This window comes from Hydrogenophaga sp. IBVHS1, from assembly GCF_002127265.1.
In the GTDB taxonomy this organism is placed as follows: Bacteria; Pseudomonadota; Gammaproteobacteria; order Burkholderiales; family Burkholderiaceae_C; genus Hydrogenophaga.
On record NZ_NFUU01000002.1, the window covers coordinates 383,120 to 408,382 of the forward strand.

Sequence of the window (25,263 nt, forward strand, 5' to 3'; positions counted from 1 at the left end):
TAACCACCTCCGTATTTCATCCATGTCTCAGCTACCGACGCCCGAACCCCAGCGCCTGGCCAAACGCCTTGCAGCGCAGATTCCGTGCTCGCGCCGCGACGCCGAGCTCTACATCGCCGGCGGTTTTGTGCGCGTGGAGGGCAAGGTGGTTGAAGAGCCCATGGCGCGCGTGAACGACGATCAGATCGTGACACTCGACGCCAAGGCGCGCCTGGAGCCGTTGCTGCCGGTCACCCTGATCTGGCACAAGCCTTTGGGTCAGGCACTTCCCGAAGAGGCATTTCTGCCAGACGAACTGGCCGGCCGCTGGCTCTCGCCAGCCGCGCGGTTCAAGGGCGATCGTTCGGGCGTGCGACCGCTCAAGGCCCATGGCCACCGGCTGATTCCGGTGTCGCCGCTGGAGGCAGAGGCGAGCGGGCTGATGGTGTTCACCCAGAACCCGGGTGTGCAGCGCAAGATCACCGACGGCTCTGCGCCGCTCGAACACGAGTGGCTGGTGGAGGTGCAGGACGACGCCGAGCTCGATGACGCTGCGCGACGCGAGGCGGTGCTGCAGTCGCTCGGCAAGCTGATGTTCTTCGAGGGCACCAGCCTGCCACTGGCGCGCGCGAGCTGGCAGAGCGAGCGGCGCCTGCGCCTGGCGATCAAGGGCTCGCTGCCCGGTCAGGTGCAATTCCTGATCGAGCGCGCGGGCCTGAAGTCGGCGGGAGTGCGCCGCCTGCGACTGGGTCGCATCGGGCTCGACGGCCTGCCCTCAGGCCAGTGGCGCTACCTGGCCGCGCAAGAGCGTTTCTGAAGTCGCGCGGCCCACACGCTCAGGGCCATCGCCAGCAGCAGCACCCACAGGCCCACTTCGTTGAGCCGCAGCATGTGGCCTTGCGCGATCATCACGCCGCCCAGCGCGGCGCCCAGCGCCTGCCCGGCGTAGATGCCTGAGCTGTTGAGTGCCACTGTGGCCGGGGCGAGCGCGGGCGAAATGTGCACCAGCCTTGCCTGCTGCGCAGAGTTCATCGAAAAACACCCCAGCGCCCAAGGCACAAGCACCAGCGCCTGTTGCCACAGCCCGCCCTGGCCGAGCGGCCACATCAGCAGGCTCAGCGCCATGGCACCGAGGGCGATGAGCACCGATTGCGGCGCGCCGATGCGGTCGATCCAGCGCGACATGACCACATTGCCCAGCAGACCAAACGCGCCGAACCACAGGAACAGCAGCGACAACCCGCCGCCGCCCAGACCGAGCGTCTGCGCGAAGTACGGTGCAAAGTAAGAGAACAGCACGAACTGGCCAAAGCCACCGAGCAGCGTCACGCCGACCGCCATCATCAGCGGCGCCGAACCCAGCGTGGCCTGCCAGGACTGGCGCGACAGAGCGGCCGGCTTGATGCCGTTGGGCATTTCGCGCCAGACCCACCAGCCGCTGGCAAACGCCATCAATGCCACCAGACCGAATGCCCAGCGCCAGCCGAACTCGCCACCGATCCAGGCCGCCAGCGGCATGCCCATGACCGAGGCCACCGACCAGCCGAGAAACACGAAGGTGATGGCTCGGCCCCGCTGTGCGGGAGAGACCAGCAGGCCCACGCTGGCCGCGGCCTGCGGCGTGAAGATGGCGGGCGCGATCACCGCCAGCACGCGCAGCGGCAGCAGGGTGGCGTAGCTCGGCGCCAGTGCACATGCGCCAGTGAGCAGGCCGTACCAGATCAGCGAGAGGGCGAGCAGGCGCCGCCGGTCCCAGCCGGCCACCAGGCTTGCAAAGGCCGGTGCGCCCAGGCCCATGAGAATCGCGGCTGCGGTGATGAGCTGGCCGGCCTGCGGGATCGACACGTTCAGCGAGCTGCTGATGTCGGTGAGGGTGCCGGGCACCACCATGACACCGGTGCCGATCACGAAGTTGCCCACCATCAACGCCCACAGGGCACGGGGCATGGCGGGGGAGGCAACGCTCATGGCTGGAAGGTTCCGGGGAAGAACCACAACAGCGCCGCCGTCATGGTGAGGTAGCGGGCGAACTTGCCGATGGCCATGTAGAGCAGGCAGGGCCAGAAAGGAAACTTCATCCAGCCGGCCACCGCGCACAGCGGGTCGCCCACCACGGGCAACCAGCTCATGAGGCAGGCCTTGGGGCCGAAGCGTTCCAGCCAGTGCAGCGCCCGCAGCTCGGTCGAACTGCCGCGTGCCCGATCCACCGCCTTGTGGGTGTAGAGGCCCATGAACCAGCTCACGGCGCCGCCCAGTGTGTTGCCGGCGGTGGCCACCAGAATGGCGGGCCAGAACATGTCGGGGTTGAGCTTGACGAGGCCGAACACAGCCGGTTCCGAGCCCAGGGGCAGCAGCGTGGCCGAGACGAAGGCCACCACGAACACCGTGCTCAGCCCGAACTCGGGCAGCGACAGCAGTTCCATCAGGTGGGTCATCCAGGCGGGCATGAGAGGCGGCAGTGGCGCGGCGAAAGACCGGCGCGATCGGCTTGGGCAGGTGGATGGAAAAAAGTTCGGGGCGATATCGTCTGCTGAAAAAACAGGCAGATACAATCGCGTTCCTCTCGCACCCTGCCTGGGCAGGGCTCGCGGCCGTTCAACCGCTCGACGCCGATTCTCCCACCGCCATGCAAATCGGGGCCTTCACCCTGCCCAATGCCCTGTTTGTCGCACCGATGGCGGGTGTGACGGACCGGCCGTTTCGCAAGCTGTGCAAGCGTCTGGGTGCAGGCTACGCGGTGAGTGAGATGGTGACCTCGCGCCCCGATCTGCAGGACAGCCTCAAGACCTCGCGCCGTGCCAACCACGAAGGCGAGGCCGCACCCATCGCCGTGCAGATCGCCGGCACCGACGCGCAGATGATGGCCGACGCGGCGCGCTACAACATCGACCGCGGCGCGCAGATCATCGACATCAACATGGGTTGCCCGGCCAAGAAGGTATGCAACAAGTGGGCCGGTTCGGCCCTGATGCAGGACGAGGCGCTCGCCATCGAGATCGTTGAAGCGGTGGTGGCCGCCAGCGAGCCACACGGCGTGCCCGTGACGCTCAAGATGCGCACCGGCTGGTGTGCCAGCGTTCGCAACGCGCCCACGCTGGCGCTCGCTGCCGAAGCCGCAGGTGTGCAGATGCTCACCGTGCACGGCCGCACGCGAGAGCAAGGCTACAAGGGCCAGGCCGAGCACGACACCGTGGCCCACATCAAGAGCCGTGTGCGCATTCCGGTGGTGGCCAATGGCGACATCGATTCCCCCGAGCGAGCGCGCGAGGTGCTGCAGCGCACCGGCGCCGACGCCATCATGATCGGCCGCGCCGCGCAGGGCCGGCCCTGGATCTTCCGCGAGCTCGCGCACTTCCTGGCCACCGGCGAGCACCTGCCGCCACCCACGCTGGCCGAGGTGCGCGTCTGGCTGCTCGACCATCTGCACGACCACTACGACCTGTACGGCGAATACACCGGTGTGCGCAGTGCGCGCAAACACCTGGGCTGGTACGCGCAGGCGTTGCCCTTGCCCCCGGGCGCGGGCGCCGTTTTCCGTTCACGCGTCAACGCCACCACCAGCGTCGAGGCGCAGTTGCGCTGCGTGAGCGACAGCCTGGACGAGTGGTCCGCCGACACAATAACCATCCCGAGAGACAACTGGAAACTGGCCGCATGAAACAGAGCAAACTGCACGACTGTGTGCGTGCCAGCATGGAAGACTTCTTCCGCGACCTCAACGGCACCGACCCGGACAACCTGCACGAGATGCTGGTCAAGGCGGTGGAAAAACCGCTGCTGGAGGTGGTGATGGAGCAGGCGCAGCACAACCAGTCGCGCGCCGCGCAGTGGCTGGGCCTGAACCGCAACACGCTGCGCAAGAAGCTGCTCGAACACAAACTCATCGATTGAGCGATTCCGTTTCCAAACTCTCCTCCCCATCCTTTCATGCGCGCACTCATCTCCGTATCCGACAAGACCGGCATCGTCGAACTCGCCCAGGCCCTGCATGGGCTGGGCGTGTCGCTCATTTCCACCGGCGGCACCGCGAAACTGCTCGCAGAACAAGGTCTTCCCGTGACCGAGGTGGCCGAGGTCACCGGCTTTCCCGAAATGCTCGACGGCCGCGTGAAAACCCTGCACCCCAAAGTGCACGGTGGCCTGCTGGCGCGGCGCGACCTGCCCGAGCACATGGCCGCACTCAAGACCCACGGCATCGACACCATCGATCTGTTGATCGTCAACCTCTATCCCTTTGAGTCCACGGTGGCCAAGGCGGGTTGCACGCTGGAAGACGCCATCGAGAACATCGACATCGGCGGTCCGGCCATGGTGCGCAGCGCGGCCAAGAACTGGAAAGATGTGGCGGTGCTCACCGACGCGGCGCAGTACCCGGCCGTGATCGATGAACTCAAGGCCCATGGCCAGCTCAGCCTCAAGACACGCTTTGCGCTGTCGGTGGCCGCTTTCAACCGCATCAGCAATTACGACGGCGCCATCAGCGACTACCTCTCCAGCGTCGAGTTCGACGAAGCCGCCGCTGTGCCCCGGCGCAGCGAGTTTGCCGGCCAGTCCAACGGCCGCTTCGTCAAGCTGCAGGACCTTCGTTACGGTGAGAACCCGCACCAGAGCGCCGCGTTCTACCGCGACCTGTACCCCGCGCCCGGCTCGCTGGTGAGTGCGAAGCAACTGCAGGGCAAGGAACTCAGCTACAACAACATCGCCGACGCCGATGCCGCGTGGGAATGCGTCAAGAGCTTCGAAGCCCCGGCCTGCGTGATCGTCAAGCACGCCAACCCGTGTGGCGTGGCGGTGGGCCAGGATGCCGCCGAGGCCTATGCCAAGGCTTTCCAGACCGATCCCACCAGCGCCTTCGGCGGCATCATTGCGCTCAACCGCGTTCTCGATGTTGCGGGCGCGCAGGCGATCAGCAAGCAGTTCGTCGAAGTGCTCATGGCGCCGGGTTACACGCCCGAGGCGCTCGAAGTCTTCAAGGCCAAGGCCAATGTGCGCGTGCTGCAGATCGATCTGCCACCGGGTGGTCCCACCGCCTGGGACCAGGGTCGCAACTCGCACGACGTCAAGCGCGTCGGCTCGGGCCTGCTGATCCAGTCCGCCGACAACCACGAGCTGCAGCGCGCCGATCTGAAGGTGGTGACGAAGCTGCAACCCACCGAACAACAGATCGAAGACCTGCTGTTCGCCTGGAAAGTGGCCAAGTACGTGAAGTCCAACGCCATCGTGTTCTGCAAGGACGGCATGACCATGGGTGTGGGCGCGGGCCAGATGAGCCGTCTTGATTCGGCGCGCATCGCCAGCATCAAGGCCGGTCATGCCAAGCTCTCGCTGCAAGGCACGGCGGTGGCGAGCGACGCCTTCTTCCCGTTCCGCGACGGGCTCGACGTGGTGGTGGATGCGGGCGCGAGCTGCGTGATCCAGCCCGGCGGCTCGATGCGCGATCAGGAAGTGATCGACGCGGCGGACGAGCGCGGCGTCGTGATGGTCTATTCAGGCGTCAGGCATTTCCGCCACTGAGCACGACCAAAGACATCGCGCGTTACAGCTTCTTGAAGATGTCGCGCGCCGCGCTCACGGTGTCGGCAATGTCCTGCGCGGTGTGCGCCGCACTCACGAAGCCCGCTTCGTAGAGTGCCGGTGCGATGTAGATGCCCCGGTCGAGCAGACCATGGAACAGCGTGTTGAAGCGGGGGCCGTCGGTGGTCATCACCTTGGCGTAGTTCTGCGGCAGTTCGTCGAACAGGAAGAAGCCGAACATGCCGCCCTCGCTGTCGCCACTGAGCGCGACGCCTTCGGCCGCCGCAGCGCCCTTGAGTCCATCGACCAGTGAGCGTGTGGTGGCCGAGAGCGCTTCAAAGAAGCCGGGTTTGCGGATCTCTTTCAGCGTGGCGAGGCCACAGGCCGTGGCCACCGGGTTGCCCGACAGCGTGCCGGCTTGATACACACCCCCCAGCGGTGCGAGTTGTTCCATCACGGCGCGCTTGGCACCAAAGGCCGCCAGCGGCATGCCACCGCCAATCACCTTGCCCATCACCGTCATGTCGGGCTCGAAGCCCGGGATCAGCCTGGCATACACGCTCTGCGCGCCGCCCAGCGCCACACGGAAACCGGTCATGACCTCGTCGAAGGCCAGCAGGGCGCCATGCTGTGTGCACAGCTCGCGGCAGCGTTTCATGAAGGGCACCGAGGCGCGCACGAAATTCATGTTGCCCGCAATGGGTTCGATCATCAGGCAGGCCACTTCGGCGCCGTGCTCGGCGAACGCCGCCTCGAGTTGCTCCACGTTGTTGTATTCAAGAACCAGCGTGTGCTGCACTACCTCGGGCGGCACGCCCGCACTGGTGGGGTTGCCGAAGGTGGCGAGCCCGGAACCTGCCTTTACCAGCAGCGCATCCGCGTGGCCGTGGTAGCAGCCTTCAAACTTGATGATCTTCTTGCGCCCGGTCGCGCCGCGCGCCAGCCGGATCGTGCTCATGCCGGCCTCGGTGCCCGAACTCACCAGCCGCACCATGTCGATGCTGGGCACAAGCTCGATGATGGCTTCGGCCAGCTCGACCTCGCGCTCGGTGGGCGCGCCAAAGGAGAAGCCTTCCAGCACAGCCTTCTGCACCGCCTCCACCACCGCAGGGTGGCCGTGGCCGAGGATCATCGGTCCCCAGGAGCCGATGTAGTCGATGTAGCGCTGGCCGTTGGCATCCCAGAAGTAGGCGCCCTGGGCGCGCTGTACGAAGCGCGGCGTGCCGCCCACGGCACGAAACGCGCGCACTGGCGAATTCACTCCGCCCGGAATCAGGGCCTTGGCGCGGTCGAAGAGTTGCTGGTTGCGGTCGGTCGTGGTGGTCATGCGTGAACAGGCCCTAGTGTCGTGTGGTGTCGAGCGGGAAATCGTCGGCGTCGAGCGTGTTGTCGGACGCACTTTCTTCTTCGGTGCCGTCGTCTTCGTGTGCCCAGAACATGCGGTCGGGCACGGCGTGGCCCATGCCAGGCTGGAAGCCTGCGTCCAGGCACTGGTCGAGGTAGGTCAGTGCCTCTGCGCACGCCGCCTGCAGATCGGTGCCGCCCGCGATCAGGGCGCACAGCGCGGCCGACAGCGTGTCGCCCGCACCGGTGAAGGTGGCCTCGAAGCGCTCGTAGCGCGCCGTTGCCAGCACGGTCTCGGGCGTGGCAAGGTGACTCTCCAGGTATTGATCGGCGGCGTTGAAGCCCGTCACCAGCGTGTAAGGCACGCCGTGCACCGCGGCAGCGCGTGCCACCTCGCGAGGGCTCGGTGGGCGGTCCCCTTCCCACTCGGGCAGCAGCCAGCGGCACAGCGTGCTGTGGTTGCCGACCAACACCGTGGTCTGTGGCAGCAGCAGTTCGGCACAAGCGTCCAGGTAGGTCTCGATGGCCACTTCGTCCCACCAGGAGAGGTCGGGCATGTAGGTGATCACCGGCACTTCCGCGTAGTCGGTGGTGATCTCGGCAATCGCGCTCAGGTTCTCGGGACTGCCGACGAAGCCGACCTTGAAGGCTTGCACCGGCATGTCTTCCAGGGCGCAGCGCGCCTGATCGGCCACGGCTTCTTCGTCGAAGGCAATGTGGTCGTGAATGTCGCTGGTGTCGCGCACGTAGGCGCCCGTCACCACGGGCAGCACGTGGGCCGAAGCGCTGGACATGGCGGTGATGTCGGCGCTGAGTCCACCCGCGCCGCTGGGGTCGCTGGCGTTGAAGACCATCACGCAGGGAAGAGAGGATTCGCCAGGCGCCGCGACCACGGAAGAGGCGGGCGTATCGGGTGTATCGGGCATGAAATTTGTGAGAGGGTCAGGGGGTGCGGCGCTCATTCAGGCAATGCGTCACGCCGTGTTCCAAGTGTGATCGACAGCCGGCCGAAACGGCCCGTGGAGCGGTACACATGGCTCGATACAATGCTTGCATTCTAGAACAATGCCTCCTATAACCATGACCGAAACCAAGACTTGGATGTGCCTGATTTGCGGGTGGATTTACGACGAGGCAACCGGCGCGCCGGACCACGGCGTGGCACCCGGCACACCCTGGAGCGAGGTGCCGATGAACTGGACTTGTCCTGAATGCGGCGCCCGCAAGGAAGATTTTGAAATGGTGCAGATCTGAGTCTCGATCGGCGCGCGTGATGGTCTTTTGAAGAGCCCCGGTTGGTGCAAGCGACCCGGCCCGTTTTCCACCTGTCCCATACCCTGGAGCGAGTGAACTGTGAGCACTACACCTGCCCTGAAAGTCCTGGTGGTTGATGACAGCAACACCATTCGCCGAAGCGCCGAGATTTTCCTGAAGCAGGGTGGCCACGAAGTCCTGCTGGCCGACGATGGCTTTGATGCCCTCGCCAAGATCAACGACTACCAGCCCGATCTGGTGTTCTGCGACATCCTCATGCCCCGGCTTGATGGCTACCAGACCTGCGCCATCATCAAGCGCAACCTGCGCTTTGCCAGCATTCCGGTGGTCATGCTCTCGTCCAAGGACGGCGTCTTCGACAAGGCGCGCGGCCGCATGGTGGGCTCACAGGACTACCTCACCAAACCGTTCACCAAAGACCAGTTGCTGCAAGCCGTGCAGCAGTTCGGTACCAACCTAACTGGAGCACTCTGATGCCCATCCGCAAGATTCTCGTGGTCGACGACTCGAAGACCGAACTCATGGTGCTCTCCGACCTGCTGGGTAAAAACGGCTACACCGTGCGCACCGCTGAGAATGCGGACGAGGCCTTCCGTCGGCTAGGCGAGGAAAAGCCCGACTTGATCCTGATGGACGTGGTGATGCCCGGTCAGAATGGTTTTCAGCTCACGCGTGCCATCACGCGAGACCCCCAGTTTTCGAGCATTCCCATCGTCATGTGCACAAGCAAAAATCTGGAAACCGACCGTGTCTGGGGCATGCGCCAGGGCGCGCGCGACTACGTCACCAAGCCGGTCAATGCAGAAGAGTTGCTGTCCAAGATCCGGGCGCTCGGCTGATCGCCGCACAGACCTGATTCACCCACAGCATGGCCAAACGTCAGTCCCTCAAGGAACTCCAGGAACGATTGGCCCAGCGTTTGACGGTCGCCAAGACCGAAGCCGTCACAGCGACCTGGCTGGCGGTTGAAGCCGAAGGGAGGCGCTACCTGCTCCCGCTCGTGCAATCCGGCGAGATCTTTCCGTGGGCCCCTGTTCATCGGGTGCCCTACACCAAGCCCTGGTATGCCGGCGTGGCCAGCCTTCGCGGCGGCCTGCATGGCGTGATCGACCTGGCGCGCCTTGTGGCCCTCTCGGCCGAGCCACCCGCCGCTGGCGCCGTGCCCGCCGAACGCGTGACGTCCGAGTCCCGCCTGGTAAGCCTTCACGCGGCGCTCGGGGTCAATGCGGTGATGTGGATCGATCGCCTGCTGGGTCTGCGCAACCCCACCATGTTCAGTGCCGTTGGCGACGCTCCCGCGAATGCGCCCGGCTATTTCACGCGTTCGCTGGTGGACCTCCAGGGCCAGTCCTGGCAGGAGATCGATCTGCAGGCGCTGGTGACCGAACCCGAGTTTCTGGCGATCGCGGCCTGAAGGCCGGTTCCCCCGGCTCGCCTGGGTCTTTTTCGTTTCGTTATCTGTTGGAAGGTTTTTACATGGCCATGCTTGATCGATTCCAGGGACTCTTCAAGAAGAAGGCCGGTGACGAACCCGATCTGTCCCATGCCAGCGACCAGGAGGTGGCCGAACTGGCTGCGGCGCGTCTGGCGCCGGACCCAGCGGGCGACGCCTTCGGCGGCAGCCCCATGCTGGACGACGAGGACGATGCGGCCAACCAGGCCGGCCTGGTATCCCTGCCCATCCTCGGACGCCGTACGGCAGAACAGCACCAGCGTTCACTGGCTGTGCTGTTCACCTTTGCGCTCGTGGTGCTCGGTTCGGTGACGCTGTTTGCGTTGAGCCAGACCGACAAGGTCGGTAAGCAGGTGGCTGCAAGCGGTCAGGCCCTGATGCAGTCCCAGCGCCTGGCCAAGAGCGTGTCGCAGGCCATGATCGGCAGTGCGTCGGCATTCCCCGAGGTGCGCGACAGCTCCGATGTGATGGCGCGCACGGTGCGTGGCCTGAAGCAGGGCGATGGCGAACTGGACCTCGACTCTCTGGGACCGGAGTATTCGAGCGAGCTCGATGAGCTGCTGCCCAAGATCGATCTGGCCGAGCGCAACGCCTCGGCGGTGCTGGCGCAACAGAACATCCTGACCCAGGTGGGCACCGCGCTGCGCACCATCAACCGCCAGTCTTCCGACCTGCTGGAGATTGCCGAAACTGTGTCCTCGCTCAAGCTGCAGCAGAACGCACCGGCCGCTGAAATCTCCGCTTCCGGTCAGCTCGTGATGTTGACCCAGCGCATCGGCAAGTCGGCCAACGAGTTTCTGACGATGGAAGGCGTGAGCCCCGAGGCCGTGTTCCTGCTGGGCAAGGACTTGAACACCTTCAAGGAAATCACCGAAGGCCTGCTCAAGGGCAGCGATGAACTGCGCCTGCGCGCCGCAGCGGATCCCCAGGTGCGCGAGCGCCTGGAAGCATTGCTCAAGCTGTATGAAGAAACGCGGGTGGAAGCGGGCGCCATTCTGGGCAACCTGCAGGGTCTGGTGTCTGCGCGCGAAGCGCAGGCCAGCATCATCGCGGACAGCGAGCCTCTGCGCCTGGGTCTGCAGAAACTTCAGGGCGACCTGTCTTCCCGCTCCGGTCTGGGCGGCGGCGAACTGATTGCACTGGCGCTGTCGGCTGCTTTTGCGCTTTTGTGCGCTGCAGGCTTCGCCGTGGTCCAGTTGCAGGACAGCCGCAAGCGCCAGATGAGCGCTGAATCGATGCGCCTGGCGGCTGAGTCGCAGGAGCAGGACGCCAAGCGCGTCAACGACGCCAACCAGGCGGCCATTTTGCGGCTGATGAACGAACTGCAGACGGTGGCCGAAGGCGATCTGACGCAGGAAGCCACGGTGACCGAGGACATCACCGGCGCCATCGCCGACTCGGTGAACTACACGGTGGAAGAACTTCGATCGCTGGTGGGCAACGTGCAGGCCACGGCCACTCGCGTGGCGCAAACCACGTCGGCGGTTGAAAGCACTTCCACCGAGCTGCTGGCGGCTTCGACCGAGCAGCTGCGCGAGATTCGCGAAACCGGCCAGTCGGTGCTGGACATGGCGCAGCGCATCAACCAGGTCTCGGGCCAGGCGCAGGAATCGGCCACGGTGGCGCGTGCGTCGCTGCAAGCAGCCGAGTCGGGTCTGCAGGCCGTGCAGGACGCCATCGGCGGTATGAACGCCATCCGCGACCAGATCCAGGAAACCTCCAAGCGCATCAAGCGCCTGGGCGAGTCGTCGCAGGAGATTGGTGAAATCACCGAGCTGATTTCCGACATTACCGAACAGACGAACGTGCTGGCCTTGAACGCCGCCATCCAGGCGGCCTCTGCCGGTGAAGCCGGTCGCGGCTTCTCGGTGGTGGCGGAAGAAGTGCAGCGACTGGCCGAACGCTCGGCCGATGCGACGCGCCAGATCTCGGCGCTGGTGAAGGCGATTCAGACCGACACGCAGGATGCGGTGGCCGCCATGGAGCGCTCCACGCAGGGTGTGGTCGAAGGGGCCAAGCTGTCGGACAACGCAGGTACCGCGCTGTCCGAAATCGATCGCGTGTCGCGCCGTCTGGCAGACCTGATTGAACAGATTTCCAACGCCACGTCGCGCGAAGCCGATTCGGCCAACGAAGTGGCCGGCAACATCCAGCACATTTTTGCCGTGACCGAACAGACCGGTGAGGGCACGCGTTCCACGGCCCAGCAGGTGCGCGAACTCTCGGCCATGGCCGAGGAACTGCGCCAGTCGGTGGCCCGATTCAAGATCGCCTGAGTCCAGCCCGCTCCCAAGGCCCGCTTTTTTCCTGGATCACCATGTTCGATTCCGCCACCGACACCACCGACAGCCAGCCGATGGACACGGTCGCCGACCTGGGTCCCCTGGCGTGGGTGTTCGATGAACTGCGCAAATCGCTCGACGGCGCCAACAAGGCCATCAAGCGTTTCGTGCGCGAAACCGAGCAGTCGCGTCAGAACGACCTGGAGGCGGTGGACCCCGGTTCGCTGCGCCTGGCTCGCCAGCAGCTGCACCAGGCCGTGGGTGCGCTCGAGATGGTCGGGCTCGGTGCGCCGGCCCAGGTGCTGCGTGGCATGGAAGCTGCCGTGCAGCGTTTCGTGCAGCGCCCCAACTCCTGTAACGAGGAAGCTGCTTCCAAGGTTGAGCGCGCGAGTTTTGCGCTGGTGGAATACCTCGAAGCCGTTCTGAACAACAAACCGGTGCAGCCGGTTGCGTTGTTTGCCCAGTACCGCGAGGTGCAGGAACTTGCGGCGGCAGAGCGCGTGCACCCGGCCGATCTCTGGCCGTTCGAGCACCGAGGTGTCGAGGTGGGTGCGCCCGCTGGTGTGGCGCCACTGCAGGTCAATCCCGCCATGCGCTCGCTGTTCGACCGGCTGGTGCTGCTGGTCGTCAAGACACAAAGCCCGGCCGCCGCGCAACAGCTGGCCAAGCAGTGCGCTGGCCTGTGCGCGGGCGCGGAAGATGCGCGCGTGCGCACCTTCTGGCGCGTCGCCGCAGCGCATTTCGAGTCGGTCGCCCAGCGTTTGCTGCCGGCCGATGTGTACGTCAAGCGCGCGGCCTCTCGCATCCTGCTTCAGTTTGCCGGCCTGGCGCAGGGCAAGAACCAGATTTCCGAGACGCTGCTCCACGACCTGCTTTTCTTCTGTGCCCAGCCTGTTTCGGTGTCGGCCGCCACCACGCCGCACCTGGCGGCGGTGCGCGAAGCCTTCGGGCTGGGCGGGCTCACGCCGGTGGATTACCACCAGGCCACGCTTGGCCGCTTTGATCCCGCTGTGCTGGCGCAGGCCCGCAAGCGCATCCACACCGCCAAGGAAGTGTGGTCGCTGTATTCGGGTGGCGACCAGAGCCGCGCCCGCCAGGTGGCCGACCAGTTCGGCCTGATCGGGGATTCGCTGCTCAAGCTGCACCCGGCCAGCACCGTGCTGGCCCAGGCGCTGGTGAAGGCGGCCGATGCGGCCGTGCACGAGCCCGGTGGCGTGCGGCCCGAGCTGGCCATGGAAGTGGCCACCACCACGCTCTACCTGGAAGCCGCCTTCGAGGATTTCGATCCCAGCGCGCCCGAACTCACCGAGCGCACGCAGGCGCTGGCCGAGCGCCTGGAAGGTGTGCTGGCGGGTGCGCCCGCCCAGCCACTGGACGCCTGGATGGAGCAGCTTTACCGCCGCGTGAGCGATCGCCAGACCATGGGCAGCGTGGTCGGCGAACTGAAGGTCTCGCTGGGCGAAGTTGAAAAATCGCTGGACCAGTTTTTCCGCACACCGCAAGAGAAGGCCGGCCTGCACGTGGCCGTGTCCCAGCTCGGGCAGATGCGCGGTGTGCTCTCGGTTCTCGGCCTGGAACAAGCCGTGCACACCGTGGCGCGCATGCGCAACACGGTCGACCAGATCCTTGACACCGAGGTCGACGAGGCGATGGCCCGCGAGGCCGGCACCTTTCAGCAGCTTGGCAACAACCTGAGCGCCCTGAGTTTCCTGGTGGACATGCTCAACTACCAGCCTGCGCTGGCGAAGAAGCTGTTTGTATTTGACGAAGAAAAGGGCGAACTGCTGCCCCTGATGGGCCGCACCGTGAGCGCCCAGGCCATGCACCAGCCCGCGCAGGACGATGCGCGCGCCATCAGCGATGGAGTGCAGCGTGTGGTGGACAGCGTGCAGGACGGCGCCAGCCTGATCGACCTGAGCCAGCAACTCGATTCCCTGGCCGACCAGGCCTCGCTGGCCGAGCAGTCTGGCGTGGCCCGCGCCGCGCGCGAAGCCGCTGAAGCGGTGGTCAATGACAATGCCGCCGCCGGTGCACAGGCGCTGGTGGGCCTGTCCGAGAGTTCGCACATGGCGCCGCTGGAGCCTGAGGCCACCGCCGCCGAAGACAACGACGAAGAAGACCTGCTGGACATCTTTCTGGAGGAAGCGCGCGAGGTGGTGGCCAATGGCCTGCTGGCGGTGGCGAACCTGCAGGCGCAGCCCGGCGATCTGGAGCACCTCACCACATTGCGGCGCGCTTTCCACACGCTCAAGGGCAGTTCGCGCATGGTCGGGCTCGACGAGTTCGGCGAAGCCGCGTGGGCCATGGAGCAACTGATCAACACCGTGCTGGCCGAGCAACGTCCGGCCAGCCCGCCTTTGCTTACCCTGGCCGGCGAGGCCATGAGCCAGTTTGGTCGCTGGGTGGCCGACATTTCCGCGCGGCAGGCCGACGCCTGGCGCTCGCAGCCGTTCCGCGCCAGTGCCGAGGCGTTGCGCGAGCAGGGCCAGTACCTGCCGCTGGCGGTGCCGCCGCAGGCCCGCGCCGAAGCCGTCACGCTGAGCGTGCCCGAGCCGGTCGAAGTGCCGGTGCCTGCTACCGTCGAACCGGACTTCAGTTTTGATCTCGATGCGCTCGCCAAGCCCCCACCGGTGGTTGAGCCTGAGCCCGAGTCGGTACCCGATTCAACGTTTGATGAAGCGCTGGCTGCGGAGTTTGAACCGACCAACATCCAGGCCCTGGTCGAAGTACCCCCTGTTGCTGTCAGCGACGAGCCGCCCTCCCTGCTGGCCGACATCGACTTCGAGAGCCTGGCGGCGGTGTCGTCCAGCCAGCAGGCCGAGCTGCCACCCGAGATGCCGGTAGAGCCCGTGCCAGAACCTGTTGCCGAGCCTGCAGCGGAAGCAGAACTGGTGTCGGACTGGGCCGAGCCTGTGGCCGAGCTGCCGGCCGAACCGTTCACGCCGCCGGTGGCAGAGGTGCCGCCACCCGAAGAGCCCGCCCCTGCAGCGGAGGTCGAGTCCATGCCGGACGACCAGACGCGCGTCATTGGCTCGCTGCGCATTGGCCACAAGCTCTACAACGTCTACCTCAACGAGGCCGACGAGTGGTCCCGCCGCCTGAGCACGGTGCTGGCCGAATGGGCGCTGGAGCGCCACGAGCCGGTGCCCGAGCAGGCTGAGGCGCTCGCCCATTCGCTGGCCGGCAGTTCGGCCACCGTGGGTTTTGAATCGCTCTCCCACATCGCCCGGGCGCTCGAGCACGCCATTGAATCCGTTGCGCTGCACCAGCAGGCTGGTCGCGCCGCCACCGCCGAACAGGCGCTGTTGTTCGAGCAATCCGCCGACGACATCCGCCGCCTGCTGCACCAGTTCGCCGCCGGTTTCCTCAAGGAGCCCAACCCCGATCTGCTCGCAGCGCTGTACCGCGTGGTGCACGATCCCGAGCCGGAACCCGAAGCCGAACCCGAGCTGCTGGTCGAGGCGTTCGATGTGCCGGAAGACGAGCCGGTATCGCCCGTGTTGTCGCTCACCGGCTTCGAGGTCACCAGCCACGACGACCTCACGACCGGTTTCACCTCGCCGCATGCCGACATGAGCCGGCCGCACGGTCCGGTGCAGGACATCGACGACGACATCGATGCGCTCGATACCATCGACGTCGACCTGTTCCCGATCTTTGCCGAAGAGGCGATGGAGCTGCTGCCTCAGCTGGCAGGTGCCCTGCGCCAGTGGGTTTCGCGGCCCGACAACGGCAGCGCGCGCGCCGAGGTGCTGCGCAACCTGCACACGCTCAAAGGCAGCGCGCGTCTGGCTGGCGCGCTGCGGCTGGGTGAAATGGCGCACCGCATGGAAACCACGGCCGAGCGCCTGGGCTCTGACGTGCAGCGCAGCGCCGATCTCGAACCGCTTCAAACCGCGTTCGACGCCATCAGCGCGCGCTTCGATCTGTTGCGCAACACCGATCCCCAGACCGAAGACGTGGTGCAGACCGCACCCGAGCAGGTGGTCAGTTCGGCACCCGCCGTGGTCGAGCCGGTGCAGCCGGAGGCAGCAGCACCCGTTGGCGACGAACCTGCGCGGGCCGAAGCCGCTGCGCAGGTCGGGCTGGCTGGCCTCAGCTTGCCTCAGGCGCCGATACCGATTCAGGCACGCGCCGGTGCCGCGGTGCGTGTGCGCCCCGAGCTGCTGGACCGCCTGGTCAACCAGACCGGCGAAGTGATGATCACGCGCTCGCGCATGGAGGCCGAACTCGTCACCCTGCGCGGCTCGCTCAAGGACCTCACCGGCAACCTGGACCGCCTGCGTGGGCAGTTGCGCGACATCGAGCTGCAGGCCGAGACGCAGATGCAGTCGCGGCTGGCCCAGGCGCGCGACGCCGACCAGTCATTCGACCCGCTAGAATTCGACCGCTTCACGCGGGTGCAGGAGCTCACGCGCATGATGGCCGAGTCGGTCAACGACGTGGCCACGGTGCAGCGCAACCTGCAGCGCGCAGTGGAGTCCACCGAAGACAATCTGGTCGCCCAGGCGCGCCAGACGCGCGAACTGCAGCGCGACCTGCTGCGCACGCGCATGGTGGAATTCGAAGGCATTTCCGAGCGCCTTTACCGTGTGGTGCGACAAGCCTCCAAGGAAACCGGCAAGCAGGTCCGGCTGGACATCACTGGCGGCAACATTGAAATGGACCGCGGCGTGCTCGACCGCATGACCGGTGCCTTTGAACACCTGTTGCGCAACAGCGTGGTGCACGGCATCGAAGCGCCCGAGGCGCGCCAGCAGGCCGGCAAACCGGTGGAAGGCCAGATCGAGATCAGGCTGGCGCAGGAACTCAATGATGTGTCGGTGGTCTTCACCGACGACGGCGGCGGGCTGGACCTGGAGCGTTTGCGCGACAAGGCCGAGGCGCTGGGGCGCATCGCCCCGGGCGCGCAACTCAGCGACGAGGAAGCAGCGCAGCTGGTCTTCGAGCCTGGCCTGACAACAGCGCGCGAAGTTTCCGAACTCGCTGGCCGTGGCATCGGCATGGACGTGGTGCGCAGCGACGTGGTGGCGCTTGGCGGTCGCATCGAGACCGCCACCCAGCGAGGCCAGGGCAGCAGCTTCAAGCTGGTGCTGCCCCTCACCACCGCCGTTACGCAGGTGGTGATGTTGCGCGCAGGCTCACTCACGCTCGGCGTTCCTTCCAACCTGGTGGAGGTGGTGCGCCGCCTGAGCACCGACGATCTGAACAAGGCTTATGCCAGCGGCGCGCTCAACGTGGCCGGCGAAGAGGTGCCGTTCTACTGGACCGGCGCACTGCTGCAGTCGTCTGCCCACTCACAGGAAGTGCACGGGCGCACGCAGCCGGTGGTGATTTTCCGAAGCGCCGCGCAGCGCGTGGCCATGCACGTGGACGAAGTGCTGGGCAACCAGGAAGTCGTGGTCAAGAACCTGGGCACGCAGCTCTCGCGGTTGCCCGGGCTGGCTGGCATGTCGGTGCTGGCGTCGGGCGCGGTGGCGCTGATCTACAACCCGGTGGCCCTGGCCACGGTGTACGGCAGCCAGGTTCCGGCGTGGGTGGCTACCCATCAGCGCAGCGGCAGTGCCCGCGCCTCGGATGCCGCTGCCGCCAGCGAACTGGAAATGAGCGCCGTGCCGCTGGTGCTGGTGGTGGACGACTCCATCACCGTGCGCCGCGTCACCCAGCGCCTGCTGCAGCGAGAGGGCTACCGCGTCACGCTCGCGGCCGATGGTCTGCAGGCGCTCGAAAAACTCCAGATGGAGCGGCCCACCGTGGTGCTGTCCGACATCGAGATGCCGCGCATGGATGGCTTCGACCTGGTGCGCAACATCCGCAGCGATGTGCGCCTGTCGGACCTGCCGGTGATCATGATCACTTCGCGCATTGCCGAGAAGCACCGCGAACACGCGCGCGAACTCGGTGTGGACCACTACCTCGGCAAGCCGTACGCGGAAGACGAGTTGCTGGCCCTGATCGGGCACTACGCCAAGGTGTCTGCGGAAGCCTAGCGAGCGACCCGGGAAGCGGAGGAGCGTGGGGGCCTACAGCTTGCCGGGGTTTTTCACCACGGCGTAGCGCAGCAAGGTGCGCTCCCGCGCCAGGGCATGGTCCACGATCGGCAGCGGGTAATTCTTGCCCAGCTCCAGCCCGGCAGACGCCAGCTCGATCTCGTTGGCCTTCCACGGCGCATGGATCACCGCATCGGGCAGGCCGGCGAGCTGCGGCAGGTAGCGGCGGATGAACTTGCCGCTCGGGTCGAACTTCTCACTCTGCGTCACCGGGTTGAAGATGCGGAACCAGGGTTGCGCGTCGCAGCCACTGGAGCTGGCCCACTGCCAACCCCCATTGTTGGCCGCCAGGTCGAAGTCGATCAGGTGCTCGGCGAAGTAGCGTTCGCCCCACTGCCAGTGAATGCCGAGGTCTTTCACCAGGAAGCTCGCCACCACCATGCGCAGGCGGTTGTGCATGTAGCCGGTCTGGTTGATCTGCGCCATGGCCGCGTCCACCAGCGGGTAACCGGTGCGGCCTTCGCACCAGGCAGCAAACTGTTCCTTGGCGTGCTTGTCGCGCTCGAACTTGATGGTGTCGTACTCGGATCGAAACGCCTTGTCGACCACATGCGGAAAGTTCGCCAGGATCTGGTGGTAGAAATCGCGCCAGATGAGTTCCGACAACCAGGTGCTGGCGCCCGCGATGCCCTGCAGGTGCATCTGGTAAGCCACCGATGCCAGGTACCGGATCGAGATGGTGCCGAAGCGCAGGTGCGCGCTCAGGTAGCTTGGGCCTTTCACGGCGGGGAAATTGCGCGCTTCGTCGTAGCGGTCGATGCGCTCCACGAAATCCTCGAACAACTGGTGCGCGCCGGTTTCGCCCGTGGGCATGGGCAATTCAGAAAGGTTGGTGGGTGTGAAGCCGATGTCGGCCAGGCGCGGCACCGGCGCTGTGTGAGAAGTGGGCACCGGTGCAAGGGCCTTGGTGTAGTTCGCCACCGGGTAGGCCTGAAGCTGGAACGGCGTGATCGCCTTGAGCCAGGCGTTCTTGTAGGGCGTGAACACACCATAGGCTTGCCCCGCCTGCGTGAGCACTTCACGCCGCTCGAAGATCACATGGTCCTTGTGGCTGTGCAGCAGGATGCCGGCGTGCGCCAGGTCGCCGAACACGCGGGCGTCGCGCGCCAGTGCGGCCGGCTCGTCGTCGTGGTTGGCAAACACCGCCTGCACGCCAAGCTGCTGCGCCAGCGCCGGAATGGCCTCAGCTGCACGCGCGTGCAGCACGATCAGCCCGGTGCCGCGCACGCCGTGTTCGCGCCCCAGCTCACGCAGCCGTTCGTCCAGCTCCACCAGCGATTCGCGGATGAACTCCACCCGGCGGTCGGCCCGGGGCAGATCGTCGAGGATGTCGGTATCGAACACGAACACACACCAGACGCGTCGGCATTGTTTGAGCGCGTGGTAGAGCGCCGCGTTGTCCTGCGTGCGCAGATCGCGGCGAAACCACATCAGGCCCTTGTCGTACTGGTTCATGGCTTTGTCGGGTGTTGCTCCCGGCGTGCGGCGCCCGGCGGGGTGGGCGGCTTAAAATCCCGCCATGTCCGCTGATTCTGCCTCCATCAATCTGACCAATCATTTCCTGATTGCGATGCCCGGCCTCAGCGACGAGCTTTTTGGCCGCAGCGTGGTGTTCATGTGCGAGCACAGCGATCGCGGGGCGCTGGGTCTGGTGATCAACAAGCCGAGCGACATCCTTCTGCCCCGGCTGTTCGAGAAGGTCGATCTGCCCATGGGGCGCAACGACCTGGCCACGCTGCCGGTGTTCCAGGGCGGTCCGGTGCAGACCGAGCGCGGTTTTGTGCTGCACGAAGCCGTGTCGGGCGAGGGCGAGTCGGTCTATGCCTCCACCCTGTCCATTCCCGGCGGCCTGGAGATGACCACCTCCAAAGACGTGCTCGAGGCCATGGCCTCGGGCGCCGGGCCCCGCCGGGTGTTCGTCTCGCTGGGCTACGCCTCCTGGGGCCAGGGCCAGCTTGAATCGGAAATCACCGAAAACAGCTGGCTCACCGTGGAGGCCGACCCCAGCCTGATCTTTGATGCGCCGGTTTCCGAGCGCTACGAGCGCGCCATGGGTTTGCTCGGCCTTCAGCCGTGGATGTTGTCCCCCGACGCGGGCCACTCATGACCGTGAACACACCCGCGCCCACGACCCTTGAAGTCCCGGCGCATTGCCAGTTGTTCCTGGCGTTCGATTTCGGACTCAAACGCACCGGCGTGGCCACCGGCAACCGCCTCACGCGCAGCGCCACACCGCAGGCCACCATCGCCGCCGAAGGTGATGCGCGTTTCGAGCTGATCGCCCAACGCCTGAAAGAATGGCAGCCCGACGCGCTGGTGGTGGGCGTGCCCTTCCACCCCGATGGCGCGCCCCACGAAAACACCGCCCGTGCGCTGAAGTTCGCCCGTCAGCTTCGGGGCCGCCATGGCCTGCCGGTGTTCGAGGTGGACGAGCGCTACAGCACCACCGAAGCCCACAGCCTGGGCGCGAAAGACGCCGACGCCGCATCGGCCTGCATCATCCTGGAACAGTTCCTGAGGAGCCTGCCTTGACTTCTTCTTCCCTGCCCGACGCCGAGGCGCTCTACGCGGAGCTGCTGAGCGGCGTCAAGGCACTCATCTCGGCGGCGCCCCATCCGCTGGTTCTGGCCGGCATCACCTCGGGCGGCGCCTGGCTCGCCGAGCGCCTGCAGCGCGACCTTGGCCTGCCTGGGGGCGCTGGCGTGATCTCCTCCAGCATGCACCGCGACGATTTCGCCCAACGCGGCCTGGCCGCCAGCGCGCAGACCGTGCTGCCCTTTGACGTGAACGGTGCGCATGTGCTCCTGATCGACGACGTGCTCTACACCGGCCGCACGCTGCGTGCCGTGATCAACGAACTTTTCGACTACGGCCGCCCGGCCAGCGTACGGCTGGCGGTGCTGGTCGACCGGGGTGGGCGCGAGCTGCCCATCGAAGCCAACTTCTGCGCTGCGCGGGTCCAGCTGCCTCAGGGTCAGTCGCTCGATCTTGCGCGCGACGACGGTGGCCGCCTGAGCTTCGTGCTGGAAAAAGAGGAAGTCTGAACGTGACGCAACGCAATCCCCAGCTCAACAAGAATGGTGAACTGATTCACCTGCTCTCCACCGAGGGCCTCTCGCGCGACATCCTCACGCAGATTCTGGACACCGCGGCCAACTTCGTGAGCGTGAGCAATCGCGAGGTGAAGAAGGTGCCGTTGCTGCGCGGCAAAAGCGTGTTCAACCTGTTCTTCGAAAACAGCACCCGCACCCGCACCACCTTCGAGATCGCCGCCACGCGCCTGAGTGCCGACGTGATCAACCTCGACATCGCGCGCAGCTCCACCGCGAAGGGCGAATCGCTGCTCGACACCATCGCCAACCTCAGCGCCATGGCGGCCGACATCTTCGTGGTGCGCCACAGCGAGTCGGGCGCGCCTTATCTCATTGCGCAGCATGTGGCACCGCATGTGCACGTGGTCAACGCTGGCGACGGTCGCCACGCGCACCCCACGCAGGGGCTGCTCGACATGTACACCATCCGCCACTACAAGCAGGACTTCACCAAGCTCTCGGTGGCCATCGTGGGCGACGTGCTGCATTCGCGCGTGGCGCGCTCCGACATCCACGCCCTGACCACGCTGGGCTGTCCCGACGTGCGTGTGGTCGGCCCGCGCACGCTGGTGCCGAGCGATCTCTCGCACATGGGCGTGCGCGTGTGCCACACGCTGGAAGAAGGCATCAAGGGCTGCGACGTGGTGATCACGCTGCGCCTGCAGAACGAGCGCATGAGCGGTGCGCTGCTGCCGTCCAGCCAAGAGTATTTCAAGAGCTTCGGGCTCACGACCGAGCGCCTGCGCTGGGCCAAACCCGATGCCATCGTCATGCACCCGGGGCCGATCAACCGGGGCGTGGAGATCGACTCGGCGGTGGTGGACGGGCCGCAGAGCGTGATCCTGCCGCAGGTGACTTACGGCATCGCGGTGCGCATGGCGGTCATGGGCATCGTTGCAGGGAACGAGGCATAACAACATGAAAATTTTGATCCAGAACGGTCGGGTGATGGACCCGGCCACCGGTCGTGACGAGATGGCCGATGTGGCCATCGCCGCGGGTCGCATCATCGCCATCGGCAATGTGGGTGCGGACTTCCATGCGAACCGCACCATCGACGCCACCGGCTGCGTGGTGGCGCCTGGTCTGGTGGATCTCGCCGTGCGCCTGCGCGAGCCGGGCCAGGAACACGCCGGCATGCTGGAAAGTGAGATGGCGGCGGCCGTGGCGGGTGGCGTGACCTCGCTGGTTTGTCCGCCCGACACCGACCCCGTGCTCGACGAACCCGGTCTGGTGGACATGCTCAAGTTCCGCGCCGAGAAGCTCCATCTGGCGCGCGTGTTTCCGCTGGGTGCGCTCACGCGCGGTCTGCAGGGCGAGGTGCTCACCGAAATGGCCGAGCTCACCGAATCCGGCTGCATCGGGTTCGGCCAGGCCGAGGTGCCCATCGTCAATGTGCAGGTGCTGCAGCGTGCGCTGCAGTACGCCGCCACCTTCGGCTACACGGTGTGGCTGCGCCCGCAAGACTTCTGGCTCGGCAAGGGCGTGGCCGCCAGTGGCCCGCTGGCCACGCGCCTGGGCCTCGCGGGCATTCCCGCAGCGGCCGAAACCATTGCGCTGCACACGCTGTTTGAACTCATGCGCGGTGTGCAGGGCAAAACGCCCGGCAGCCCGAATGCGCGCGTGCACCTGTGCCGCATCAGCAGTGCCGCCGGTCTTGCGCTGGTGCGCCAGGCCAAGGCCGAAGGCCTGCCCGTCACTTGCGATGTGAGCGTGCACAACCTCCACCTGACCGACGTGGACATCGGCTTCTACGACAGCCGCCTGCGCCTGCAGCCACCGGTGCGCCAGCAGCGCGACAGAGACGCCCTGCGCGCCGGTCTTGCCGACGGCACCATCGACGCGCTGGTGTCCGACCACAACCCGGTGGACAGCGACGCCAAGACGCTGCCCTTTGCCGAGGCCGATCCCGGCGCCACGGCGGTCGAGCTGCTGCTCGGCCTGGCCTGCACCTGGGCTCAGCAGGACGGCCTGGGGCTGATGCAGGCGCTGACGGTGCTCACCAGCGGTCCGCAGGCGGTGCTGGGTGCCAGTCTGGGCACGCTGCAGGCCAGCGTAGGCCGGCTGGCAGTGGGCGGCGTGGCCGACATCTGCATCTTTGACGCGAACAGCCCCTGGACAGTGAGCCCTTCGGCGCTGCGCAGCCAGGGCAAGCACACGCCCTTTGGTGGCCACGAGCTGCCGGTGTCGGTGCGAGCCACGCTGGTGGGTGGGCAGCTCGCACATCAAGCGGGTGCGGATCAGCAGGCCGAAGGCGCCTCGACCGCGTGAAGCACCTGCGCGCGCTCTGGCGTGTCGTGCGCGCCACGGGCCACGTGGTGCGCGGTCTGTGGATCATCCGCACGGAGTTTGGTCGCCTCACCCCATCGCAGACCGAGCTGCTGGTGCGCGAATGGTCCCGCCAGATGCTGCGCATCATGGGGGTGGAGCTGGTGGTGCGCGGTGATCCCCCCACCAGCGGCCCGCTGCTCGTGGTGGCCAACCACATGTCGTGGCTCGACATCCTGGTGATGAATGCCGCCCAGCCCGCTCGCTTTGTGTCCAAATCCGACGCGAAGCACTGGCCGCTGCTCGGCGCGCTCATCACGGGTGCCGGCACGCTCTACATCGAACGCGGCAACCGGCGCGACGCGATGCGCATGGTGCACCACATGGCCGAGCGCCTGCGCGAGCGCGACATTCTGGCCATCTTTCCCGAAGGCACCACCGGCGACGGCCGTGCCTTGCTGCCCTTTCACGCCAACCTGTTCCAGGCCGCCATCTCGGCCAACGCCCCCATCCTGCCGGTGGCCCTGCGCTTCATCGACAGCCGCACCGGCGAACGGCACGACGCACCGGTGTTCGTGGGTGATGCCACCTTGGTGGGCTCGATCTGGGCGACGCTGTGCGCCGATGGTGTGCAGGTGGTGGTGCGCTACGGCGAGCCGCAGATGCCGCAAGGGCGGGACCGGCGAACCTGGGCGCGCGACATGCAGGACGAGGTGGCGCGGCTGCTGGCGTCCTAGCGAGCGTCGCCTTCCTGCCCTCGCGCCTTCTGCAACCGCCGATACAACATCCCCCGCGAAACCCCCAGCGCCCGCGCCGCCTTGGCGATGTTCCCGCCGCATTGAGCCAGCGTGCTCTCGATCAACCGCTGGCTGTGGTCCACCAGGGTGGAGCGTGAGGCCGTGTTGTCGGATTCGGCCTCGGGGATGGCGGCCTGCAACTGGGGCTGCACGGCGGCCTGCGGCGTGGGTCGGGACACCGGCACGGCGTGCTTGAAGTCGGCGCCATCGGGGGCTGTGAGCCGGCCTTTGATCCACACGCCCAGGCCATGCGGCAGGTGCAGCGTCTGCACCGAGGTCTGCCGTGGCAGGCCGAGCAGCCAGCCCAGCGTGGCACCAAACACGTCTTCCACCATGGGTTGACCCTGCGCGGTGCAACCGGTGAGTCGGCGCGCCACCGCGTTGAGCCAGAGCACGCGGCCACTGGCATCGATGCCGGCGAGCGCTTCAAGCGGCGTGTCCAGCAGCGTGGGGCTGGCCTGGAAGTGCAGCACCAGGTGTTCGACCGACTGCAGCTGGAGCAAGCGGTTTTCGATGGTGGTGGCGTACAGGCCCACCACCGAAGCGGCGTCGAAGTGGAACGGCCCACCTTCCACCGAGATGTCGAGCACACCGGCGAGCTGACCGTGGATGTCGTGAATGGGCGCGGCGGCGCAGTGCAGGCCTTGCAGGCACTGAAAGAAATGCTCGGCACCGGCTACCGTGCAGGCCTCGCCACTGCGCACCACGATGCCGGGCGCGGTGGTTCCAATGTGCGTTTCCGCAATGTTCACGCCCACGCGCGAGGCGGTCTTGAGCAGCGGCTGGCCTGCAGTCGGCGTGAGTTCGGTGGCATGAATGATCACGCCGTGCGCGTCGGTCAGGAGGACCCGGCAGTCGGTTCCACTGAGGGCCGCTTCCATGTGGTTCAGCTCGTGGTTGCCGGCCTGCATGAGCTGTCGGTTGCGGTTCAGCGTGGCGTGCGCGCGGCTGCGCGTGACCTGCTCGAAACTCACCCGTTCACCCGGGTCCTGGCGGGCCTTGCAGCAGCGCAACCAGGACTGGATGACCGCCTCGCCGACCAGGCCCGAAGGCCGTGCGCCTTCGTCGAAGAATTGCTGGCGCGCCAGCGCTGTGCGCTGTTCTGCGGTTCGAAAAAAAAGCTGGTGCGGCGCGTGCTGGCGTCCCGTCGATGTCTGGGGCATGGCGGTGTCCTCGCGTGGTCCTGCGGTTGTCTCGGAACGCAGTATC

The 25,263-nt window shown here is 66.3% G+C and carries 22 protein-coding genes; 16 read left to right on the plus strand and 6 right to left on the minus strand.

The genetic code is table 11. The annotated features are described in order from the left end of the window. Positions 1–22 precede the first annotated feature (22 nt). Positions 23–796 (plus strand): RNA pseudouridine synthase, encoded by a 774-nt coding sequence (locus CAP37_RS16555; protein WP_086125322.1) that lies wholly within the window; start codon positions 23–25, stop codon positions 794–796. Here CAP37_RS16555 and CAP37_RS16560 read toward each other — a convergent pair. Both CAP37_RS16560 and CAP37_RS16565 read right to left on the minus strand, forming a co-directional pair. Next, complete coding sequence (locus tag CAP37_RS16560; RefSeq protein WP_086125323.1) at positions 769–1,947, minus strand: MFS transporter; 1,179 nt, start codon at positions 1,945–1,947, stop codon at positions 769–771. The two genes, CAP37_RS16555 and CAP37_RS16560, sit on opposite strands and share 28 nt — an antisense overlap. After that, positions 1,944–2,426, minus strand: a complete 483-nt coding sequence (locus CAP37_RS16565; protein WP_086125324.1) for a YqaA family protein — start codon at positions 2,424–2,426, stop codon at positions 1,944–1,946. The genes CAP37_RS16560 and CAP37_RS16565 overlap by 4 nt, the downstream gene beginning before the upstream one ends. Before the next feature lie 179 nt (positions 2,427–2,605). On the opposite strand from CAP37_RS16565, the gene dusB reads away from it, so the two are divergent. From dusB to purH, 3 genes are read left to right on the plus strand one after another with little or no spacing between them, the layout of a single operon-like run. Continuing rightward, positions 2,606–3,637 carry a tRNA dihydrouridine synthase DusB gene (dusB, locus tag CAP37_RS16570; RefSeq protein WP_086125575.1) on the plus strand — a complete coding sequence of 344 codons (1,032 nt, stop codon included), beginning with the start codon at positions 2,606–2,608 and terminating at the stop codon, positions 3,635–3,637. Next, complete coding sequence (locus CAP37_RS16575; protein ID WP_086125325.1) at positions 3,634–3,870, plus strand: helix-turn-helix domain-containing protein; 237 nt, start codon at positions 3,634–3,636, stop codon at positions 3,868–3,870. The genes dusB and CAP37_RS16575 overlap by 4 nt, the downstream gene beginning before the upstream one ends. Before the next feature lie 36 nt (positions 3,871–3,906). Further along, complete coding sequence (gene purH / locus CAP37_RS16580; RefSeq protein ID WP_086125326.1) at positions 3,907–5,493, plus strand: bifunctional phosphoribosylaminoimidazolecarboxamide formyltransferase/IMP cyclohydrolase; 1,587 nt, start codon at positions 3,907–3,909, stop codon at positions 5,491–5,493. A 22-nt stretch (positions 5,494–5,515) separates the two neighbouring features. Here the strand turns inward: purH and hemL are convergent, their stop codons facing one another. Further along, complete coding sequence (gene hemL / locus CAP37_RS16585; protein ID WP_086125327.1) at positions 5,516–6,820, minus strand: glutamate-1-semialdehyde 2,1-aminomutase; 1,305 nt, start codon at positions 6,818–6,820, stop codon at positions 5,516–5,518. A gap of 13 nt (positions 6,821–6,833) precedes the next feature. Then, complete coding sequence (locus CAP37_RS16590) at positions 6,834–7,763, minus strand: bifunctional hydroxymethylpyrimidine kinase/phosphomethylpyrimidine kinase (RefSeq protein ID WP_086125328.1); 930 nt, start codon at positions 7,761–7,763, stop codon at positions 6,834–6,836. Positions 7,764–7,917: 154 nt separating this feature from the next. On the opposite strand from CAP37_RS16590, the gene CAP37_RS16595 reads away from it, so the two are divergent. The 6 genes from CAP37_RS16595 (at position 7,918) to CAP37_RS16620 (ending at position 17,837) form a co-directional block, all read left to right on the plus strand. Continuing rightward, entirely contained in the window at positions 7,918–8,091 is a 174-nt protein-coding gene (locus CAP37_RS16595; protein WP_086125329.1) for a rubredoxin, read from the plus strand. Between the two features lie 99 nt (positions 8,092–8,190). Then, positions 8,191–8,586, plus strand: a complete 396-nt coding sequence (locus CAP37_RS16600; RefSeq protein WP_086125330.1) for a PleD family two-component system response regulator — start codon at positions 8,191–8,193, stop codon at positions 8,584–8,586. Next, positions 8,586–8,951, plus strand: coding sequence for a PleD family two-component system response regulator (locus CAP37_RS16605; RefSeq protein WP_086125331.1), 366 nt, complete (start codon positions 8,586–8,588; stop codon positions 8,949–8,951). Before CAP37_RS16600 ends, CAP37_RS16605 begins: the two co-directional genes overlap by 1 nt. 29 nt (positions 8,952–8,980) lie before the next feature. Beyond that, positions 8,981–9,526, plus strand: a complete 546-nt coding sequence (locus tag CAP37_RS16610; RefSeq protein ID WP_086125332.1) for a chemotaxis protein CheW — start codon at positions 8,981–8,983, stop codon at positions 9,524–9,526. Between the two features lie 62 nt (positions 9,527–9,588). Next, a complete protein-coding gene (locus tag CAP37_RS16615) occupies positions 9,589–11,841 on the plus strand; it encodes a methyl-accepting chemotaxis protein (RefSeq protein ID WP_143435961.1) in 2,253 nt (750 codons plus the stop codon). Positions 11,842–11,882: 41 nt separating this feature from the next. Next, positions 11,883–17,837 (plus strand): Hpt domain-containing protein, encoded by a 5,955-nt coding sequence (locus CAP37_RS16620; protein ID WP_086125333.1) that lies wholly within the window; start codon positions 11,883–11,885, stop codon positions 17,835–17,837. A 33-nt stretch (positions 17,838–17,870) separates the two neighbouring features. Here CAP37_RS16620 and CAP37_RS16625 read toward each other — a convergent pair whose 3' ends face one another. Further along, positions 17,871–19,352: a deoxyribodipyrimidine photo-lyase gene (locus CAP37_RS16625; RefSeq protein WP_086125334.1), complete on the minus strand. Its 1,482-nt coding sequence runs from the start codon at positions 19,350–19,352 to the stop codon at positions 17,871–17,873. 64 nt (positions 19,353–19,416) lie between these two features. On the opposite strand from CAP37_RS16625, the gene CAP37_RS16630 reads away from it, so the two are divergent. The 6 genes from CAP37_RS16630 to CAP37_RS16655 are packed head-to-tail and all read left to right on the plus strand — an operon-like array spanning position 19,417 to position 23,994. Continuing rightward, positions 19,417–20,004 (plus strand): YqgE/AlgH family protein, encoded by a 588-nt coding sequence (locus tag CAP37_RS16630; protein WP_086125335.1) that lies wholly within the window; start codon positions 19,417–19,419, stop codon positions 20,002–20,004. Between the two features lie 2 nt (positions 20,005–20,006). Further along, positions 20,007–20,429 (plus strand): Holliday junction resolvase RuvX, encoded by a 423-nt coding sequence (gene ruvX, locus CAP37_RS16635; protein WP_256927027.1) that lies wholly within the window; start codon positions 20,007–20,009, stop codon positions 20,427–20,429. Next, positions 20,426–20,941, plus strand: a complete 516-nt coding sequence (gene pyrR, locus CAP37_RS16640; protein WP_256927028.1) for a bifunctional pyr operon transcriptional regulator/uracil phosphoribosyltransferase PyrR — start codon at positions 20,426–20,428, stop codon at positions 20,939–20,941. Before ruvX ends, pyrR begins: the two co-directional genes overlap by 4 nt. A 2-nt stretch (positions 20,942–20,943) precedes the next feature. Beyond that, positions 20,944–21,903: an aspartate carbamoyltransferase catalytic subunit gene (locus CAP37_RS16645; protein ID WP_086125337.1), complete on the plus strand. Its 960-nt coding sequence runs from the start codon at positions 20,944–20,946 to the stop codon at positions 21,901–21,903. 4 nt (positions 21,904–21,907) lie between these two features. After that, positions 21,908–23,260: a dihydroorotase gene (locus CAP37_RS16650; protein ID WP_086125338.1), complete on the plus strand. Its 1,353-nt coding sequence runs from the start codon at positions 21,908–21,910 to the stop codon at positions 23,258–23,260. Further along, complete coding sequence (locus CAP37_RS16655; protein ID WP_086125339.1) at positions 23,257–23,994, plus strand: 1-acyl-sn-glycerol-3-phosphate acyltransferase; 738 nt, start codon at positions 23,257–23,259, stop codon at positions 23,992–23,994. The genes CAP37_RS16650 and CAP37_RS16655 overlap by 4 nt, the downstream gene beginning before the upstream one ends. Here CAP37_RS16655 and CAP37_RS16660 read toward each other — a convergent pair. Beyond that, entirely contained in the window at positions 23,991–25,217 is a 1,227-nt protein-coding gene (locus CAP37_RS16660) for a helix-turn-helix domain-containing protein (protein ID WP_086125340.1), read from the minus strand. The two genes, CAP37_RS16655 and CAP37_RS16660, sit on opposite strands and share 4 nt — an antisense overlap. Positions 25,218–25,263: the final 46 nt, after the last annotated feature.